Below are 19,236 nucleotides of genomic sequence, written 5' to 3'. Positions count from 1 at the left end.
GTTTAGTCTTCCTCCTTCACTTTCGGATCAAAACGATAAACAATCGCCATGATAATGGAAGTGATGATCACCCAGGCAACAATCCAAAAAAGAATAAACGGCAGGCCAAGTATATAGGGAGTCACTCTGTTGGCAAACGGGATACCGCCGAGAATGCCAAGAAAAGGGAGCAACATTAGCCAGCGGATTCCTTTCATTTTTATTTCCTCCTCTATTGGAATGATAGAAAACCTTTAGAACGCTTTCCTCACGGAGCTGGCGGATATTTCTATTCCTGATTCAAATTCGAGTATGTTATATAATATAACATAATTATCAGAATATTAAAATTATTTAATCGGATAAAAAATGACAAAGTCTGTTTGTTTTCTTCCAAAGCGCCTTTTTCATCAGCGGTATTCCGGTATTTAGGAGAATATCAGACAACAACAAGATTCTTTTTGTTATTTAGCTAAAACAACTACAGAGGACATTTTCTATATGCTCTAAATATCGATCTGCTGATGCAAGAAATGGCTAAAACCAGCTTCTAATAAAAGTGCAGCAGCAAGAGTGCTTTTTAAAAAGCATATTGATTTTTTTATAAAAAAAGAATGGAGAAATAGAGATTTCATTTCGACAAAAGATTGTTGAACCAGCATAAGGGGATATAGTGGAAAGGACCTTACATAGGTAGGAAATGTTTGTGTATTCAAAATGGTCCATCGTAAACAATGGATAAAGGCAGAATTTTACCATTTCCCTCTTTTAAAATCATAAACACCGTTCACATTTTTGAACGGTGTTTCATATGTGCGCCCGGCATGTACATGAACTATAGGGTGTAAGTCCCGAACCCCGAAGACAGAAGTAGAGGTTAGCCAAGAGCAAGGGTGTCCGTGGTGACGCGGAATCTGAAGGAAGCTGGAGGCAAAACACCGGTCCGAGGAACACGAACCTCATATAAGGCTAGGTATGATGGAGTGAGTTTGCATAACAAAACAAAGCTCTTTCTGTCGAAGGTCATATCGAGTAAATGAGGCGGATAGATGGTGTGAAAGTGCATGTACTTACCCGGGGAGGTCTGGCGGATAGGTGAAGTACTCTTCATAACCTACTTAGTGATAAGTAGCTGAACCGTCAGAAGTCAGCAGAGGTCATAGTATTAGTTGGTCTAGAACAACTAAGAAGGACCGAACAATGAAGAGAGAATAGCCCTTGGTATTCAGTGAGTCATGATGAACACAGAAAACGTAGTACCTCACTTGAGGGAGGAAGCGGTGAATCCCGTGGGAGACCTCTTGGAGGGTGGAGTGACCACTGGCATAAAGAGAACAGCTATTCACGGAAGTTATAAAGACTTGCGTCAATGATCTTAATTGAACCGCCGTATACGGAACCGTACGTACGGTGGTGTGAGAGGACGGGAGTTCATCGCTCCCTCCTACTCGATTGGCTCTCTTTTTATTAAATAAAGGAGTTGTTTAATCGATTTAATAAATCTTTGAATATTTCGCATTCTTCTTCCGTCCATTCTTCCAACCATTGATTGTATCTGGATAATCGTATTTTTTTGTCCATAGCAAGTTTCTCTTTTCCCGTTTCGGTAAGGTGAAAAAGAGTGGCTCGTCCATCGCTCGGATCTGCTAAACGTTCGATTAGTCCTTTGGATTCAAGTGAGGCCGCTTGTCTGCTGACGGTTGAAATATCAAGTTTCAGCACATCGGCCAGTGTCTTCAGCCGTGCGGATCCTAATTTATCGAGTTCTCTTAGCAGTAAATAAGTGGCCCGTTCAAAGATGCCTACTTTTTTATCTGTCTGTTCCACATAAGTGGCCATACGTATAAAGGTCGTCATTTCGTATTCGATTTGTTCAATGGCACGTTCTTTTTTTGACAATCTCATATTCCTCCTTAAATTGGCGCCGCTTTCAACTTCTAAATTCATTGACAATGAAAAATATTATTTTATAATACATATTATGTATGTAGTTGTATTATACAAGTATTTGAGTATTTTCTATTCCTATCATACATGATTACAACTCAAATTAAAGAGAGTGGGAGAAGGATTTTTGCGGATGAAGTGGATTCAAATTATTATTCAAATTTTTATTCTATACGGGTTTTCGTTTATTGGTGAAATGATTCACCGTGCTTTGCATTTATTGATTCCCGGAAATGTGCTGGGACTTTTATTATTGCTGCTTTGTTTATCTTTAAAACTATTTAAGCTGGATTGGATTGAACAAGGGGCTGGCTTCTTAATAGCATTTCTGCCTCTTCTTTTCGTTCCGTCCATGGTTGGTATTATGAATTACCCTACTTTGCTTTCCAAACAAGGAATATTATTGTTTATCATTATTGTTATCAGCACCGTTATCACCGCCACTGTGGCGGGCCATGCCAGTCAATTATTAGAAAAAGGGAAACGTAAAAGAAAGGATGAGCAACAAGCATGATGCAACAAGTTCTTGTCTCTATTTTCATGATCCTTATGACGATTGGAATTTATGTCGTGATGAGCCGGATATATTCCCGCTTTTCTTGGCCGCTGTTATTGCCTGTTTTGACCACGACCGTTGTGATCGTTGCCTTGCTGGTGAGTTGGCATATACCGTATAAAACGTATATGGAAGGCGGTAAGTGGATTAATTTTTTGCTTGGACCGAGCGTCGTGGCATTGGCCTATCCTTTGTATAAGCAGCGTTTTGTTTTGAAAAAATATGTTGTTCCTATTCTTGTAGGAGTTAGTGTCGGGTCGATGACCGGAATGTTGAGCGGCCTTTTCTTTGCCGAATTTTTTCATTTTGATCGTACTCTTATGTTATCAATCCTTCCAAAATCCATCACGACGCCGGTGGCCATTCAAATTACATCGAATATCGGCGGAATTTCCTCGATGACGATTGTATGTGTAATGGTGGCCGGTCTTACTGGTGCCATAGCAGGTCCTGCAATCTTAAAATGGATGCGGGTGAAAAGTGTACTTGGAAAAGGAATTGCACTCGGAAGCGCGTCCCATGTATTTGGCATTTCCAAAGCATCGGAATATGGTGAACTAGCCGTTTCCACAGGCTCCGTCGCCATGACCTTAAGTGCTTTAATAGGCTCCATTATCGCTCCGTATATCACCATGTTCTTTCATATTTAAAGGGGGACAGACCCCATACCCGTCAAGTTAGCGGTATAAAATTTTTTAGGATGATACGCATGTTCGAAAAATCAATCAAAGGATGAAGAGAAAACCAAATGCTGGGCATGCCAAATAACCCTCAAGAAGAGGGTTATTTGGCAATTATATCCATGACCCACACTACCATATCCCCAATTTCTTTAAAAGATCCGATACCGTTTCCTCTCCTTTCCTTCGGTCTTTCCTCGCGTGTTTCCTTAACAGAGACAGGAGAGATGGAAGGGCGGTTTCCATCGCTTGGGGATGCAAAAGAAACCGATGCCAATACGATTGGAGGATATTAAGCGCTTTCCATTCACTGATCTCGATTCCCTCCCGTTGATGCCAATACCTTCGGGCTTGGAACAGAAGAGTCTGCGTGACTAAAATGGCAATCAATGTCCCATATAAGTGGCATTCGAATCGTTCCTTCTTCATCTTTTTGACACGGTCAAGATCAAATAAGGATTTCCAGCCCTTAAATAACAGCTCCACTTGCCAGCGCAGCGAATACAGCTCATAAACTTGTTGCGCATCAAACGATTCTTGTGGTAAATTGGTCAGTAAGATGTGATATTTCTTTTGTTCAAGGGTTTGGCGTGACAGCGCCTTCCCTTTCTTTTTTTCCTTTTTCCGCACGTACGCCAGCCGTTTTTCCCATTCTTCCGCCGTGAGACGGCGAAAAATCAGACGCGGAACATACAGGCGTTGGTGTCCGATATACACGTGTTCCACTTCCACGGCTTCCCCCTCGCCCAATCGATTTCCTATCGATTCCCAATCCCATTCGTGCCACTCCCCGTCCTGCTTGATATAGACTTTGATATCGGAACGCAACCGGGTAATATAATAAGCACCTCGAGCATCAATCTCCGCCAGCGTGGCGAGTGAAAAAAACCCCAGATCCCGAATGCAAAGGTCATTCGGTAAAATCGTGTGCTGGGTATGATAAGCAAAACGGGCATCGGAATCATTGGCCTGTTGGACGCACAGCTGAAGACAGGTTCCCGATAACAGCTCATACTCAAATTGGATTTTGGCGCCAGATGAAACCGAACCTTGATAGTCCTCACCATAGTCGGTCGGAAGTAAAAAACTGGTAGAGTCTAAGATCCGCAGACGGGTGAAACAAGCGCGATACGTTTCGGTGATGGAAGAGAGTGCCGGACGTTGATGCATCAGGAGAGTAAAAAAGACCTCTTTTAAAAACGCCACGGCACGAGGCGTAAACCGCTGATTCAGTCCTTCATTCGAGAGAGAGCAATCATGCCAGAGCGCCAAATCGGCACACAACCGCTGAAGCGACTGACAGGCGAGCGATCCGTCTCCCCAAGCACATAGCGTCAGAAAGGCTTCCGCTGTTAATGAACGCTGCCGCTGAATGAATCCGACTTTCCGTGCCAGACGAGTCAGTTCTTCATAGGAGAAGAGTTGACGAATCGTTTTTATCCATGCCTTCATCTTTTTTTCCATCAAAAAATAATCCTTTCCAACGATGATTTTCGTTAGAAAGGATACCATGTTTTTGGCGCTGAAAAAAGATCAAATTCTTAACTTGATGGCTATGGGGACAGACCCCCATGCTGTTTTAAAGGATTAAAGTGGTAAATTATTGGGAATTAAATGCGATGGATTGTGTTTTTCAATTTGTTGTATGTGAAAAGGGGCAATGAAAGGGAAAAGAGGATCTCGAGCAGGATCATCTTACAGATTATGGATGTTAGGTCCTGTTTTTTCATGGAAAACAAAATTCCCATGAAAAATGTGCCATATAATCAGAAATCTGAGTTCTACATTTTATGAAACGGAGTCGTTAGTTGTTGGACGTTGGCTAACGGCTCTTATTTTTTTCTCATTAGATGAAAAAAGGGATAATTGTGGATTGACAATTGTTGTTTTCTTTATTTTTATTATTATCAATAATGATAATAATAAAAAGAGGTGAACGACGATTAAACAGTCAAAGGCAGATTTACTACTTCATCCGATCCGATTGCGTATTGTTCAAACTTTCACTGGGGGACGGCACCTAACTGCTCAACAATTAATCGAGTTGTTGCCGGATGTTCCGCAGGCTACATTATATCGACACCTTCATAAGTTGCATGAAGGCGGTATTATTCAAATTATTGATCAACGACAAGTCCGTGGAACGACAGAGAAAATTTACACGTTGGCAGAACAAGGAGCCAATTTGACAAAAGATGATTTGGCAAACTTCAGCCGAGAAGATCACATGCGGAATTTTTTGGCTTTTTTAGCTTCCATTCAATCTGACTTTCACAGATATTTGCAGCAAGAACACTTTGATCTGGAGGCGGATGGAGTCAGCTATCGAAAGGCTTCATTGTATTTAAGCGATGAGGAGTTTTCCCGATTGTTACAAGCAATTCGTTCTGTTGTTGAGCCGGCTCTTAAAAATCAACCGGCTCCTGGCAGGCGCCTTCGCACACTTTCAACGATCTTCATACCTCAGCCAGAACAAAAACCTTCAAACCATAAAGGAGAGGGGGAATAATCAATGCCGACACCTTTGAAAAACGAAAATACATTATCTGATCCATCCAATCAAAAAATGGCTCGTAGATTTATCCTTGCAATCCCTTTTTATTTAGCTGTTCCTATATCATTTGGGTTGTTTTTTTACCATGGTTTTAGCCCTATTCAATGGAAAGCATTTAGTTTGGGAGCTCTTGGCTGGGTGATTGCCCTTTTTCTACGCGGTCCAGTTACTGTATTGTTTAAGGGATTGTCTAAAGAAAAAGCCACACTTTTTGTTGGTTTATCTTCCGGGCCTTTGGAGGAAGGAGTTCGTTTGATTCTCTTGTTGCTTACTGGAACCTCTTTCTCCTGGGCGATTTCAGTTGGTCAAGGGTGGGCTGCGATAGAAGTATTATTTACGATCATCAACGGATTCGTTCTAATCCATATCATACAACGACAAGATGAAAAATCGATTCAAGTAAAAGAATTATTAGAATCAAAAGGACAACTTCGTTTAAGTCCATTGTGGGGTGTGGTGGAACGGATCTTTGCCAGTGCCTTTCATATTGGAGTCACACTACTTATAGCGAAAATCCCTTTGCTAACGTTCATTTTTGTTATTGTCCATAGCTTATTTAATTTAGTAGTTGTTTGGCTATCTCGTAAAAATATGTTGGCTGCACAATTATTCGTAGCCATTGTAGGGACAGCATTATTAGTAACGGGACTTATTGCATGGTAGTAGTAAAGAGTATGTTATCTATAAAGGGAAAAGGAGAAAAACGTATGTCTGCTAAACTATTCTGGAAGCAGTTTTGGGTTTTATTTACATTTAGTCTTTTAGGGGTGTTCATGATTATTCCGACCATTGAAATTACCCTTTCTCAAGTATTAAAAGATATTCCCAATAAACCTGATCTCCCTTTAGCTGTTTTAGCCGGATTATCTTTGATCAATCCGATTATTCTTTTAATCGTTGCGATTGTCATTGGCATTTTCCTCACGCCTCGGCTAGGTTTAAAATCGCATATCGTTGAAAACATGGCGAGAAAAACGAAATTATGGCCCTCCCTTCGATCAGACATAAATCAAGCTATCATGTTAGGAATGATGGTTACCGTCATCTACTACTTATTTGATTTGATCTTTCAACAGTGGCTTCCAAGCAGTTTTCATCTAAATACACAGTCCCGCAGCTTGGTCGTGACTTTGGGAGGTATTTTTTATGGAGGAATTAGCGAAGAAATAATGATGCGATGGGGACTCATGTCTTTCGTTGCATGGATGGGTTGGCGTTTCTTTCAACACGGAAAAAATCGGCCGAAACCGTGGATCATGTGGCTTTCCATTTTGATAAGTTCCCTTTTGTTTGGAGTAGCACATTTAGGGGCAAATACAGTTCTTGCACCACTGACATGGTTTATTTTCTGTCGTATGATGTTATTAAACGGGATAGCCGGAATCGTGTTTGGCTGGCTTTTCTGGAAGAGGAGTTTGGAAGCGGCCATGATGGCTCACGCAACGGTTCATATTGTAATCACTATGATGGTATGGTTAAAAGCAATGGTTTAACGGGTTCCTCAACCAAAATACTTCAATTCCATCCCAATCGTTTTTGTTTTTCCACCATTGAAGCATACTGCTAAAAATAAAGACTTTTAGAAAAAATGAGTTCCATGATCGGAGTAAATTGAATCTCCGTTTTTTTGTGTCTCATAGATATAGCTAGTCGAATCCTCACTCTGTCTTTCATTTTCCGCCGGAACCCCAAAAATGAATGAAATGACTTAAAAAAGAGAAGAGGCTCGTGGATCTGTTCTTTTTCTCGCACCAAATTTCCCCATTTTTAATAATGTCAACAATCAAATGGACAAATTTGATTTTTGTATTCATTGAACCTTGTAAATCCAACGATACAGGTATTTAGAATAAAAAAGCTATAGGCTACACGCCAATAGCTTTTTTAGAATCAGACCTACAAGAATTAAAATTTCAAAAGAATACATGACAACCCGGTACAGAATCCAAAGCAATCTCTTATTTGCTGTTATTGGATTCCATCTGTATTAACTCAGATCTTTCGCTGCTTGATAGATCAGTTCAAACAAATCTTCCAGCTGATCTTCTTCTACGCAGGAGAAAGCGATTCTTAAATCGGTTGAATTGATCGAAACCGTACCGACCCCATAGTTTTCCAACAAGTGGATGCGAAGTTTTTCGGCATCAACGTTTTTGAGTTTCAGGCACATAAAATAACCGGAATTAAAAGGATAGAAAGACCAAACTTCATTGTATTTCTCGTTATTCAATAAAATTTCTTTTACTTTATTGGCCCGTTTTTTCATAATTTGAAACTTGGCATTTTTTTGCTCAACAAATTGAGGGGATTGGATTGCTTTTAAAATAAAGGTTTGCGAAGGATGCGATGCACTGGAGATCGTCCCGCGAATGATTCCTTTTGTCTTTTCTTCCAGAACTTCCAACACCTTTGGACTGGAGCTTGCATAGGTGATAAAACCTACTCGAAATCCCCATACGAATTCTTCTTTAGTCGCTCCGTCAATTTTGATTGCCAAAACACGATCATGTAAGCCGGCCAGTTTAGCGAAGAGAGATTCTTTAATCGAGTCTTCATAGAACAATTGAAAATACGCATCGTCCGTCATGACGACAAGATTCATTCCTAGATTAGCGCATTCCTCGATCACTGACACAATGCTTTCTGCTTCTTGCTCGGTAGGAGTATACCCGGTTGGATTATTAGGGAAATTCAACAAAATAACCGCTTTGCCGTGATCTTTTTCTTTCAGAATGGCTTCTCGCAAGGCTTCTGCATGAAAGCGTTGGTTTTCATTAAATAACGGGTAAGTTTGTATTCTGGCTCCTCTTCTGATGCCAAATACGAATTTGTAATTGCCCCAGTATTTATCCGGTACAATGAGGGGATCATTTTGATCGACAAATAAATCCGCTACAATACTTAATCCATGGGTGAGAGCATTTGTAACGATGGGTTCCCCTATTGATTTCCCTTGTAAAGAAGGGTTTTCGCTGATCATTTTGTCTTTCCACGCAGATCGAAGCTCAGGCTTGCCTGCCGGTGGAGCGTATGTATATAAATCTTCAGGTTCATATGCGGAAAGAGTATCTTGAATTACCGGAAGATACATCGGTCTATTGCCTTCCGTTGCGATGCCAATGGTTGCATTATATCGATAAGCCTTTTTTTTGGCTTCAGCAGACTGGCTAAGGATTCCTTTAGGATAATATAAAGATTTGCCCAAGTCAGACAACATATCGTATACATGTTGATTTTCGGCAATAAGAGCGTTGTTTAACACGTTCGCAGCCTGATCCAATTCAACTCATCCCTTTCTTACTTTTCTCAATATTAACATATCGACCAACCAAATTCACTACTATTTATTTTACTTGTTGTTTTTCAAAAAATAAAATGGCGATCTTGTTAAAACTTTGTCAGCGAAATCGTTTATTAGGTCGATCACTGTAAGTACAAAACTCTTTATAGCCAAAAAGATTTTATTCAATGTGTTTTAAATATTCTGAATATATTATACGGCGATGGTAAACACGCTGCGAATGATCGCAGGCGCTATTGGAATGGCCTTCTTTGTCACGATTATGACGAATGAAGGAAAAGCGCATATACAAAATATTGTCGCTTCTCAACATATTTCTCCTGCCGATAAAGTGCATATGGCGATGGCGATTCACCAAGGAAGTGCGATGGGGATTCAAGATGCCTTCATGGTAGCTACCGGCTTGACCGTCATTGCTTTTGTCTTGTCCTTCTTTATTCGGCGGGTGGAACCAAAAGAAAATAGGATAACGAATCGTATAAGAACGAGAAAAAAACCAATTGCCGATGGAAATTTAGCTAAATAGTTCAGCTATTTATAATGAAAAAAGGCGGGAAATCACTTGCTAAAAGGATTCCCGTCTTTTTTTCGCACATTAATGGACAGCAAATTCTGAAATACAGGGCTGAAAGAAAAGATAAATCTTAAAAGCGCTAGGGATTGAATGGAAGTTTTATACTATTGCGCATGAATGAATGGAACAGTAATGGAAGAATAAAAGAGGCAGACGAAAAACTCTCGATTAGTTCCGGAATGTTGATGGCAATTAAGAGATGTAGTGTTTGGTAATTAAGAGTTTGCATAAAATAGTGCATATTCACCGCTTTACATGGAGTGACGGGTCTGATAGGCTAATCTGCCTATAAAAGCCATACGGACCGCCACTTTGCGATGAATTATACCCGCAGAGGCTCCATGTCAAGCGACTTTGCTTATGAAAATTTATACAGAGAGATGAATATAATTATTTGCCATTTGATGCATTTTTTGATTGCCAAAAACATCCGTAAAAAATCAGAATTTTCATATTTTATCTAAATGTTAGGAAGAGCGGCACCTAAATCATTTTCATGATGAAATTCAGGTTACTCTCACCATCATCAAAGAGAAAGGAAATACGATCTTTCTCCGCGGTTCTATCACCCTGTGATGAAACATAGTCGAAAATGGGTGGAAAGCGTTTCTCAAATGTTCATACTTAGGAGAAAAATCAGTAGCGTTGCATAAAAAAATTTAATGTTTGTCAAGCTCAACAAAAATTCCAGTTATTTCATGTAACTGAATATTCAGACATACAATCTTTCTAAGCAAGCTTAAAAGGACAATGACGTCTTAATCGGCAGTCCATTTCCACAATTTGGTAATATATTACAGAAACATTGGATCATAAACTAAATCGTCTAGGTGTTCCACCTCCCCTTCTTCAAATTGGTACACGATGGTTTCAAAATCTTTTTCCCAATGGTATTTTTTCCGACCGTTGGACGTTCGAATTGGCTTTTTAAAAAGGGAGCGAACAAAACAGTCAAAACCTTTAAAAAGCAGATTCTGTAAAGTTCGCTTGATCTCTAATAAAGGACCATCGTGATTCACTTTTAATTGGAGCATGGCCTGTAAGCAATAGGTGATTAGGGCGATCCAAATTTGATTGTAAACGGCATTTTGACTTTTTCCATAAAATCTTTTTATCTTAAGGTGCTGTTTCATCCATTTAAAGAAGGTCTCTATCTTCCAGCGATATCGGTATAAATCTGCAATCTCTTCCGCAGAAAGATCAAAGCAATTGGTTATGATGATCACGGGATTCCCTTCGCTGTCGACCGTTTCGATCAATCGGAGAGGATGAGTCATTTTGGTATGATTACGGTCATTTCCTAAAATGACAATCTGATCCCTATAAATCAAACGTTCTGGATTGGGAATCCGTTCCGATAAAACTTCAATCTCTGCGTTCTTTTTAAGCCGGGTAATGAATCGCACCCCTTCTCGGCATAAGCGGTCGAACTGTTTGTAATCGACATACCCTCGATCAAACAAGTAAATCGCATTTGGATCGATTTCAATGAGTTCGTCCATCTGTGTGCGATCGGCATGTTTCGCGGGTAAGATAATCCCTTGATCCGGAACAGTGATATCCTTCGTTACAACAACCTTTAAATGGAGTCGAACACCAGCCTTTGTCTTACGAAAAGTTGCCCATGGATATTGGCTCAAACTCATGCTCATCGTGGTAGAATCAATGACCAGAAGACGACCAATGTTTCGGATGATCGGGGCATTTTTCATTTGCCCTTGGATCTTTAAGACCAGATATTTAAATACTTTTTCAAACAGTTGAGGGGATAATTGGCCTAATTTGCGAGAAAGTTGCGAAGTACTAATTGCATCAAATTCCAGATATGTCTGCAACTCTTCCTTGTCTTTCAAATGTTTGGCCAATTTTGTTAAGCTTTCCAATTCATTTAACTGAGCGATGATACAAAGTTGTAAAAACTTATACACCGTTAATTTTTTAATGTATTTGTCAACGTCAATCACATTAATTAGTTTTGAAAAAGTTATTGGATCGATCTCTTTAAATAGTTCATTTATTGTGGATTCTGTGGTATTCTTATCCATAATGGTTTCTCCTTATTCTTAGGATTTGGATAGGACTGCCAATCCTAATTATAAGGAGTTTTTTTATATCCAAAAAGATGAAATTTAACATAAAATTGGGCTTGACAAATTAAAATTAACTTAATGCAATGCTACTGTAAAATGATAATTTAAGAGTTTTCTTTTCACATTTCTCATTAAGCTTCAAGATGTTGACGAAAGACTTCAGTAATATCTTCTTTTTTACTAGAGCTTCAACGATATCTGTTGTAAAATTATTCAATGGAAGACCTTCTTTCTTTGATTGGTGTGGTAACTTAATTCTACAAGAAAAGGTCTTCCTTTTTATTTAGACAAAATATTTTAAGCTCTCGCCTATAGTGTTTATATAGATGAAACAGTATAGAGAAATACAAATAGAAGGAGACTTTTAAAATGAAATGAAAACAGATAAAGTAAAAAATTCAAATAGCATTGCTAAAGGCATACTTATTACCAGTATTTTATTACTGCTTGTCATGGCTTTATTAAATGCAAAGGGAGTTTACGTGCAAATAGCCACTCCACCTAACGGAATCAGTCATAAAACTTTATCTACTTTACTAATAATTGCAATGGTCATTTCATTAGTTTATTTATTAAAAGATAAAGTAACTAGAGGAATTGTTATTGGAATAGGGGCATTTTTTATTTTAATAAATAGATTGCCGGAGTTATTAACAGGTGTAGAATATACGACTTTTTCTTCTCCTGATAATGAGCATAAATTTGTAGTCATTGAAAAAGGCATTGGTCAACTCTACCAATTATCGGATTCAGGGTTATTTCTGACTTATTTAGCAGACATTCATACTGACGATGGATATAAGCCATTCTCCAATGGAGCCTATAAATTAATATGGATTTCAGATGATAGATTAATAATACATTATGCTTTTGATTATATGGATGAGAATAATTATGATAACTATAGAAAAATTTCTGTTCAATATAAACGAGACTAGATTTTCTGAGCTAAAATGAAAAGGTTAATCTTAAGAATCGATTAACCTTTTAATTGATTTTATATTTTCATACCATTAAGGATTACTCTTCGTTGGTTTTTTGAATTAGAATATCTTTAAAAGCCTTTGCAACTTCTTTACCTTGTTCTTCTGTATAATAGGGAGTATTAAAGGCATTCTTAAAGAGTGATCTCATCTCAAAGATACCCAGTTCATTAGATGTTAATAAGTAAGTACTTTGAGCTTGTACTATATTTGGATCCCCTGAAAATCTATTTTCAAAATACAGACTAAATCACTGTTTATGTTTTCATAGCTTTTTTTTATTTGTCATAATTTTTAATTTACAGAGATATGATGATAAGAGCAGGCTATAAAAGGGGAGTGCGCTTGATGGCGGATTTTGAAAAAGCGGCGAAATTTGAACATGGTTTTTGGCTTCAAATATTGGGAGATCATGCTCGATTTATACACGATTCACTCGCTCCGCAAGAAAAAAAGGAAATCGAACGGGCCCATTATTTTATTAGCATCGATTTCTTTTGCACGTTCTTCTAAATTTTTCACGGCGATCATTATGCGGTGACACCGGGTACGTTTGAAGAATTTGTAGATGATGTAATTCCGATTTTACAAGATCGAGGTCTTGTGCGGAAGGAATATGAGGAAGGCACTTTTCGGAAAAACTTATTTGGATACGACCATTTGCCGGACCATCACCCGGGACGCCAGTATCGAAATCGTTTTTCTTTTCAAAGGAGTACATAAGGATTGTTTCACCAAAACTATTAGAGGGAGCGCAATCACTCCCTCTATAAAGAATATGCTTTATAATGGAAATTAATTCAGCGGCTAAAACCTCGACCCAAAACATAACGAAAGGGGCTCGATTCAATAGACTATGGACAGACGTTTGATCCTCTTTTTAATCTTCTGTTAAAGCAGGGAAATGAGGAAGGATGTATTCGCCTAGTTCTTCAATGACTTCTTCAATCGGGCGTCGTCCATATTTCAAATTGATGATGATATGATTGACTCCCACGTCGTTAAGTGCTTGCAAAAATTCAATCAGGAAGTTGCGTCCGATTCTAAATCCAAGATGGATCGGGATAGGTACATGATTCGGATCCTCTGTCAAATCAATATAAAGAGATTGAGTAAAAGGCTTAAATTCATCTGTTAGAGACCGCCAATTTTTAATCAGTTCCGCTTGGTAATGAAGTGGTCGCGGATAATAAATCCATCCATCGCTGTTTGCTGCAATCCATTCAGGAGATTGAGAACTATGACCGGTTACCATCACCGGAATGGAGGATAAATTCGGCTTTGGTAAAAGGTCTCCGTTCATTAGGTCGACTCGGGAAGTATGAATTCTAGGGAAATTTTTTGCCCATACTTCTCTCATGACCGCTATAGACTCTTGAAATAAAGTACCGCGATCATTTGCATCTACCGAAAAAGCCGGAAATTCAATAGGGCGGTCGCCTGTTGCCACACCGAGAATGAGTCGTTCACCGGAAAGCTTATCAACAGAAGCTGCCGCTTTTGCCACATGGAGCGGATGGCGCAATGTTAAAATAATGCTTGCGGTTCCAAGGGCAATTTTCTCTGTGTGGGCGGCTATAAATCCGAGATAAGTAAATGGATCATACATTTGTCCCACGTCGCCGAAATTAGGATCGCGTAAAGGAACGTCTCTGGCAAATACGGCGGCAAATTTTAGTTCTTCTGCTCTTTTGGCTAGTTTTATTTGCTTTTCTATATTCATTTCAGGGACGTCGCTCATATAGGATTCAATAGGGAAGAACAGCCCGAGAGTGAGTTTGTTCTCTTGATACATCCGTTTATATCCTCTATGATTTTGAAATTTTTCCATCATTAGACCTCAATACCTTTCTGTGTATTAGATAGAATATCATCATCATTTGATGAAGGATTGATGCTTCATTCGATCACTCATCCATGCCGATTGTCGGCTAAGGCGAGTGATCGTTCTGTCTATTCCAAGCCTCATGTTGTTCCAAAGAATATTTTTAAATTATTCATTTTGGTTGCTTTTCATTACGAATCATAAAGCTTGCCATGGATCAGCGAATATTAAGCGACAATAGAGTCAGAAGCACCCTCTTTTATCACCTTATCGATAATTCCGCTGCCAAGACAAACATCATTGTCATAAAATACAACGACTTGTCCCGGTGTCACCGCTTTTATCGGTTGTTCATATTCCACTAAAGCGGTTTTGTCCGGACGAACATGCACTTTTACTTTTTGGTCTTGTTGACGATATCTGAATTTGGCCGTACAAGAGAATGATCGTGGACTGTCATCTTCGCTGATAAAGTGTACGTCGGAAACGATGGCAGCATTTGAGAAAAGGGCAGGATGGTCTTTGCCTTGAGCGACGATTAACGTATTGTTATTTAAATCTTTATCTACGACAAACCAAGGTTCGCCGTTGCCTTTTGCTCCGATGCCGAGTCCTCTTCTTTGTCCGATCGTATAGTACATTAATCCTTCATGCCGTCCCAGCACTTCTCCATTGATCGAGCGAATGACTCCGGATTGTGCAGGAAGAAAATTCTTTAAAAAACTTTTGAAGTTTCTTTCTCCGATAAAACAAATACCGGTGCTATCTTTTTTATTGGCAGTAAAAAGGTTTAATTCCTTAGCGATTTTTCGCACTTCATCTTTCGTTAACTCTCCGAGCGGGAATAGAACTTTTGATAATTGTTCTTTCGTTAATTGGCTCAAAAAATAGCTTTGGTCTTTTTTCGAATCTTTTCCTCTTAATAAATGGATTTCGCCGTTTTCTCTATTGACTCTGGCATAATGTCCCGTCGCGATGTAATCTGCATCTAAAGACAGAGCAAAGTCTATAAAGGCTTTAAATTTGATTTCCGTATTACACAAAACATCTGGATTGGGGGTTCTTCCTAATTTCAGTTCTTCCAAAAAATAAGTGAAGACTCGATCCCAGTATTCTTTTTCAAAATTGACACTGTAGTAAGGGATTCCTAGTTGATTCGAAACTTTTTTTACATCTTCATAGTCTTCCGTAGCTGTGCAGACACCATCATCATTTTTGTCATCCCAATTCTTCATAAAAACGCCTATAACTTCATATCCTTCTTTTTTAAGAAGGTAGGCAGCAACGGAAGAATCGACTCCTCCTGACATTCCTACAACGACTCTTTTCTTTCGACTCATGATTACCACCTTAACTGAAATATTTTTTGTTACAGTTTTCGTTAAAAAAAAATTATCTTTTATTAATTTTATTTATAATATCTTGTATCGTAATCCCTTTTAAATAATTCATCAGATGTTTCTCGGCATCGTCAAAAATATTGATCAGTATGGAAGACAAATTTTTTCCTACAATACAGTTTTCATTTGCTTCGGGACATTTTGGTACCAGTGTGCCTTCGCTCGTAAGCATAAAGATTTTGTCTAATGTGATATTTTCCGCTTTTTCTTTTAAAGAAAATCCTCCTTTTGCTCCTTCTTTTGATAAGATAATTCCTTCTTTTCGAAGCAAACTTAAAATTTTTCTTAATCGCGCAGGATGAACAGTTACGCTGTGGGCAATGTCTTCGCTCGTTACAATCTGTTCAGATCTTGTGGCCAAATAAGTAACGCAGTGGACTGCAATAGAAAAATCACTATTCAATCGTATTACCTTCTTCCTAAATGTAATAATAAATATTACAGTTAACTATGTCAACCTATTAATTTTCATCCTTATCGTTGAAACGGTAAAATGGTAAACTTTTAAGATTAAAGTGATGAATCATGATGGTATTAATCTTGCGGATTGTTAAGAAAGGACGATACATTAAGCACCCACATTCATTTTATTAAATCCATCGTACGAGAGCAAGGACGTATCATGTATTAGCATACGGAGCACCGAGAAAAAGAGATATCATCGTACCATGATGTGGAATGTTTGAAGAATTAAGATATAAAAGAAAATTCCTGAATGCCGTGTATGATCTACAAATATACTGTATAAAAAACCATTTGATTTGAGGATGGAGAATCGATTCGTACGACCATAATGAACACTAGCTCTTTAAATGGCCAACAGAGAAAAAACGGACAGGTGATGTCTAATTATTTCCATCTATCTGCCTACACTTCATTCACCACAGTCATAAGAACCGTCCATCATTTTTCCATATCATCATTGTGTTTGGGAAATTCGGGAATAGATTCCAATCACAATCCAAAGGTGTGGTCATATGTCTTTTTCACCAAAAGCGATGATTCGCTTTAATAAAAAAACGAAAGAGTTTCACCTTCAAGGAAAAGATTTCAGCTACATTATCAAAATTTTGAAAAACAACCAGCTAGGGCAACTATATTTCGGAAAAAAAATACGCGATCGAAAGTCTTTTTCCCATCTATATCCAATTCGACCAAGACCCTTGGTTGCCTGTGTGTATGAGGGGGATTCGTTTTCCCTTGATACTTTAAAACAAGAGTATCCTTCTTATGGTACGACTGATTTTCGTGAGCCCGCGTTTCAAATTCTTCAGGAAAATGGAAGCCGTATTACGAATTTTGAATATCAACATCATAAAATTTATAAAGGAAAGCCGAAATTAGAGGGGCTGCCGGCAACGTATGTGGAAAAAGGCGAAGAGGCGATTACGCTTGAAATTTCGTTGTACGATAAACTGATCGACACCGAAATTCAATTGCTTTACACGGTTTTTAGCGAGTGGAACGCCTTGGCCCGAAGTGCGAGAGTGGTCAATCATGGCCAGCAAGCTTTAAACTTGACCAGAATAATGAGCGCCAGCATCGATTTCTTCGACTCACAATTTGAAATGGTTCACCTCTCCGGATCATGGGGGAGGGAGAGATATGTGAAAATGAGAAAATTACAACCTGGCATTCAGAGTATTTCGAGCACACGGGGGGCGAGCAGTTCACAGCACAATCCCTTTATCGCTTTGAAAAGACCGGATGCCACAGAACACCGAGGGGAAGTATATGGGTTTAGCCTCGTCTACAGCGGAAATTTTTTGGCACAGGTGGAGGTCGATCATTACGATGTCGCTCGTGTCACAATGGGCATCCATCCTTTTGATTTTAACTGGCTTTTAGGACAAGGAGAAAGTTTTCAAACGCCGGAAGTGGTGATGGTCTACTCTGATCAAGGACTGAATGGGATGAGCCAAACGTATCATCAGTTATATCGCACGAGATTAGCAAAAGGTTATTGGCGAGACAAAGAAAGACCGGTGCTTATTAATAACTGGGAAGCCACTTATTTTCATTTTGATGAAGAAAAACTCATTAAGATTGCTAAAACAGCGAAAGAGTTGGGCATTGAACTGTTTGTTTTGGATGACGGCTGGTTCGGAAAGCGAAATGACAGTAAAACCTCGCTCGGAGACTGGTTTGTGAATAATCGAAAGCTGCCTAGCGGAATCACGGGGCTGGCTCAAAAGATCAATGACTTAGGAATGAAGTTTGGACTTTGGTTTGAGCCTGAAATGGTTTCCAAAGATAGCCGATTATACGAACAACATCCGGATTGGGTGATCAAAGTGCCGGGGCGGAGGATGTCCCAAGGGAGAAATCAGTATGTATTGGATTTCTCAAGAAAAGAAGTGGTCGATCATATTTATGGAATGATGGCCCAAATTCTTCGGGAAGCACCGATTTCTTATGTGAAGTGGGACATGAATCGCTATATGACAGAAATTGGATCGGCTGATTTACCTCCTGAACGTCAAAGAGAAGTTCCCCATCGTTATATTTTAGGCGTGTATGACCTATACGAAAGATTGACGACGGAATTCCCACATGTCCTCTTTGAGTCTTGTGCCGCTGGCGGGGCCAGGTTTGATCCGGGTATGTTATATTATGCGCCGCAAACATGGACGAGTGACAACACAGATGCGATCGAACGTTTGAAAATTCAATACGGAACTTCTTTTCTCTATCCTTTAAGCGCAATCGGCGCCCATGTTACGTCTGTTCCGAATCATCAAGTCAAAAGGATCACGAGTCTTGAGGCAAGAGCACATGTGGCGTTCTTCGGAGTATTTGGCTACGAGCTGGATGTCACGAAGCTATCAGAGAAAGACAAACAAAAAGTCAAAGAACAGATTGCCTTTTATAAGAAAAATAGGAAATGGATCATGAATGGAACGTTCTATCGAATAAGAAGCCCTTTTGAAGACGATGGCAACATCGTAAGCTGGATGGTAGTTTCTGAAGATCAAAAAGAGGCGCTTGTTGGGTATTATCAAGTGTTGGGAACGGCTAATCCGGGATTTTCCCGTATTTTGTTAAAAGGTTTGCGAACAGATTATGAGTATGAAATCGAAGGAATAGACGGTACGTATTTTGGAGACGAACTGATGTACGTCGGCCTTCTGTTGGAAGATGCAAAAGGAAAAGGGGACTTCTACTCCAAAATTTATAAATTAAAAGCCATTCAAAGTGATGAAAAAGTGGGGATGAAAAATAGATGAAACGACAGATGGCCCACTTTGATGATTGAAAAAGGAAAACACTTTTTTAAAATAGAATGTGACGAAGCATAATGGGTTGATTTACGGTTGCTTTATTTGACAAAATGGCGCTTTTTCAAC

17 protein-coding genes and 1 pseudogene are annotated in these 19,236 nt (G+C 39.1%); 10 read left to right on the top strand and 8 right to left on the bottom strand.

Features of this window, described 5'->3' with window-relative positions:
* Nucleotides 1-2 precede the first annotated feature (2 nt).
* Both N1I86_RS06250 and N1I86_RS06245 read right to left on the bottom strand, forming a co-directional pair.
* Nucleotides 3-197: a DUF3311 domain-containing protein gene (locus N1I86_RS06250; protein ID WP_003353577.1), complete on the bottom strand. Its 195-nt coding sequence runs from the start codon at nucleotides 195-197 to the stop codon at nucleotides 3-5.
* 1,249 nt (nucleotides 198-1,446) lie between these two features.
* Nucleotides 1,447-1,884, bottom strand: a complete 438-nt coding sequence (locus N1I86_RS06245; protein WP_341095485.1) for a MarR family winged helix-turn-helix transcriptional regulator — start codon at nucleotides 1,882-1,884, stop codon at nucleotides 1,447-1,449.
* A 175-nt stretch (nucleotides 1,885-2,059) separates the two neighbouring features.
* Here N1I86_RS06245 and N1I86_RS06240 point away from each other — a divergent pair, with 175 nt between their 5' ends.
* Nucleotides 2,060-2,440, top strand: a complete 381-nt coding sequence (locus N1I86_RS06240) for a CidA/LrgA family holin-like protein (RefSeq protein WP_341095483.1) — start codon at nucleotides 2,060-2,062, stop codon at nucleotides 2,438-2,440.
* Complete coding sequence (locus tag N1I86_RS06235) at nucleotides 2,440-3,132, top strand: LrgB family protein (protein WP_040340866.1); 693 nt, start codon at nucleotides 2,440-2,442, stop codon at nucleotides 3,130-3,132. Before N1I86_RS06240 ends, N1I86_RS06235 begins: the two co-directional genes overlap by 1 nt.
* Nucleotides 3,133-3,294: 162 nt before the next feature.
* Here the strand turns inward: N1I86_RS06235 and N1I86_RS06230 are convergent, their stop codons facing one another.
* Nucleotides 3,295-4,626 carry an IS4 family transposase gene (locus tag N1I86_RS06230; protein ID WP_341094487.1) on the bottom strand — a complete coding sequence of 444 codons (1,332 nt, stop codon included), beginning with the start codon at nucleotides 4,624-4,626 and terminating at the stop codon, nucleotides 3,295-3,297.
* Nucleotides 4,627-5,104: 478 nt separating this feature from the next.
* Between N1I86_RS06230 and N1I86_RS06225 the strand changes: the two genes are divergently transcribed.
* From N1I86_RS06225 to N1I86_RS06215, 3 genes are read left to right on the top strand one after another with little or no spacing between them, the layout of a single operon-like run.
* A complete protein-coding gene (locus N1I86_RS06225) occupies nucleotides 5,105-5,671 on the top strand; it encodes a helix-turn-helix domain-containing protein (protein ID WP_040340828.1) in 567 nt (188 codons plus the stop codon).
* 3 nt (nucleotides 5,672-5,674) lie between these two features.
* Nucleotides 5,675-6,379, top strand: a complete 705-nt coding sequence (locus N1I86_RS06220; protein ID WP_003352674.1) for a YhfC family intramembrane metalloprotease — start codon at nucleotides 5,675-5,677, stop codon at nucleotides 6,377-6,379.
* Nucleotides 6,380-6,423: 44 nt separating this feature from the next.
* Nucleotides 6,424-7,209 (top strand): CPBP family intramembrane glutamic endopeptidase, encoded by a 786-nt coding sequence (locus N1I86_RS06215; RefSeq protein ID WP_341095481.1) that lies wholly within the window; start codon nucleotides 6,424-6,426, stop codon nucleotides 7,207-7,209.
* A gap of 494 nt (nucleotides 7,210-7,703) precedes the next feature.
* Here the strand turns inward: N1I86_RS06215 and N1I86_RS06210 are convergent, their stop codons facing one another.
* The gene (locus tag N1I86_RS06210) at nucleotides 7,704-8,996 is read right to left on the bottom strand and encodes an aminotransferase class I/II-fold pyridoxal phosphate-dependent enzyme (protein ID WP_341095480.1); all 1,293 of its coding nucleotides are present in this window, start codon (nucleotides 8,994-8,996) and stop codon (nucleotides 7,704-7,706) included.
* A gap of 223 nt (nucleotides 8,997-9,219) precedes the next feature.
* Here N1I86_RS06210 and N1I86_RS06205 point away from each other — a divergent pair, with 223 nt between their 5' ends.
* Nucleotides 9,220-9,543, top strand: coding sequence for a hypothetical protein (locus tag N1I86_RS06205; RefSeq protein ID WP_003352670.1), 324 nt, complete (start codon nucleotides 9,220-9,222; stop codon nucleotides 9,541-9,543).
* Nucleotides 9,544-10,385: 842 nt separating this feature from the next.
* On the opposite strand, the gene N1I86_RS06200 is transcribed toward N1I86_RS06205, so the two are convergent.
* Entirely contained in the window at nucleotides 10,386-11,636 is a 1,251-nt protein-coding gene (locus N1I86_RS06200) for an IS4 family transposase (RefSeq protein ID WP_094244900.1), read from the bottom strand.
* A gap of 419 nt (nucleotides 11,637-12,055) precedes the next feature.
* Between N1I86_RS06200 and N1I86_RS06195 the strand changes: the two genes are divergently transcribed.
* The 3 genes and pseudogenes from N1I86_RS06195 to N1I86_RS06185 all read left to right on the top strand — a co-directional run bounded on the left by N1I86_RS06195 (nucleotide 12,056) and on the right by N1I86_RS06185 (nucleotide 13,387).
* The gene (locus N1I86_RS06195; RefSeq protein WP_341095478.1) at nucleotides 12,056-12,619 is read left to right on the top strand and encodes a hypothetical protein; all 564 of its coding nucleotides are present in this window, start codon (nucleotides 12,056-12,058) and stop codon (nucleotides 12,617-12,619) included.
* A gap of 393 nt (nucleotides 12,620-13,012) precedes the next feature.
* A pseudogene (locus tag N1I86_RS06190) lies at nucleotides 13,013-13,147 on the top strand (DUF2935 domain-containing protein); the annotation flags it as partial.
* 54 nt (nucleotides 13,148-13,201) lie between these two features.
* Nucleotides 13,202-13,387: a hypothetical protein gene (locus N1I86_RS06185; RefSeq protein WP_341095477.1), complete on the top strand. Its 186-nt coding sequence runs from the start codon at nucleotides 13,202-13,204 to the stop codon at nucleotides 13,385-13,387.
* A gap of 157 nt (nucleotides 13,388-13,544) precedes the next feature.
* Here the strand turns inward: N1I86_RS06185 and N1I86_RS06180 are convergent, their stop codons facing one another.
* The 3 genes from N1I86_RS06180 to N1I86_RS06170 all read right to left on the bottom strand — a co-directional run bounded on the left by N1I86_RS06180 (nucleotide 13,545) and on the right by N1I86_RS06170 (nucleotide 16,292).
* Entirely contained in the window at nucleotides 13,545-14,495 is a 951-nt protein-coding gene (locus N1I86_RS06180; RefSeq protein ID WP_341095475.1) for an LLM class oxidoreductase, read from the bottom strand.
* A 221-nt stretch (nucleotides 14,496-14,716) separates the two neighbouring features.
* Nucleotides 14,717-15,829: a tRNA 2-thiouridine(34) synthase MnmA gene (mnmA, locus tag N1I86_RS06175; protein WP_341095473.1), complete on the bottom strand. Its 1,113-nt coding sequence runs from the start codon at nucleotides 15,827-15,829 to the stop codon at nucleotides 14,717-14,719.
* A 52-nt stretch (nucleotides 15,830-15,881) separates the two neighbouring features.
* Entirely contained in the window at nucleotides 15,882-16,292 is a 411-nt protein-coding gene (locus N1I86_RS06170; RefSeq protein WP_048622653.1) for an RrF2 family transcriptional regulator, read from the bottom strand.
* A gap of 574 nt (nucleotides 16,293-16,866) precedes the next feature.
* On the opposite strand from N1I86_RS06170, the gene N1I86_RS06165 reads away from it, so the two are divergent.
* Nucleotides 16,867-19,116 (top strand): alpha-galactosidase, encoded by a 2,250-nt coding sequence (locus tag N1I86_RS06165; protein ID WP_341095471.1) that lies wholly within the window; start codon nucleotides 16,867-16,869, stop codon nucleotides 19,114-19,116.
* Nucleotides 19,117-19,236 lie beyond the last annotated feature (120 nt).

The organism is Bacillus sp. FSL W8-0116, from assembly GCF_038003825.1.
Lineage (GTDB): Bacteria > Bacillota > Bacilli > Bacillales > DSM-4216 > Bacillus_O > Bacillus_O smithii.
Note: the sequence above shows the minus strand (reverse complement) of the source record. Positions and strands in the feature narration are given on the sequence as shown.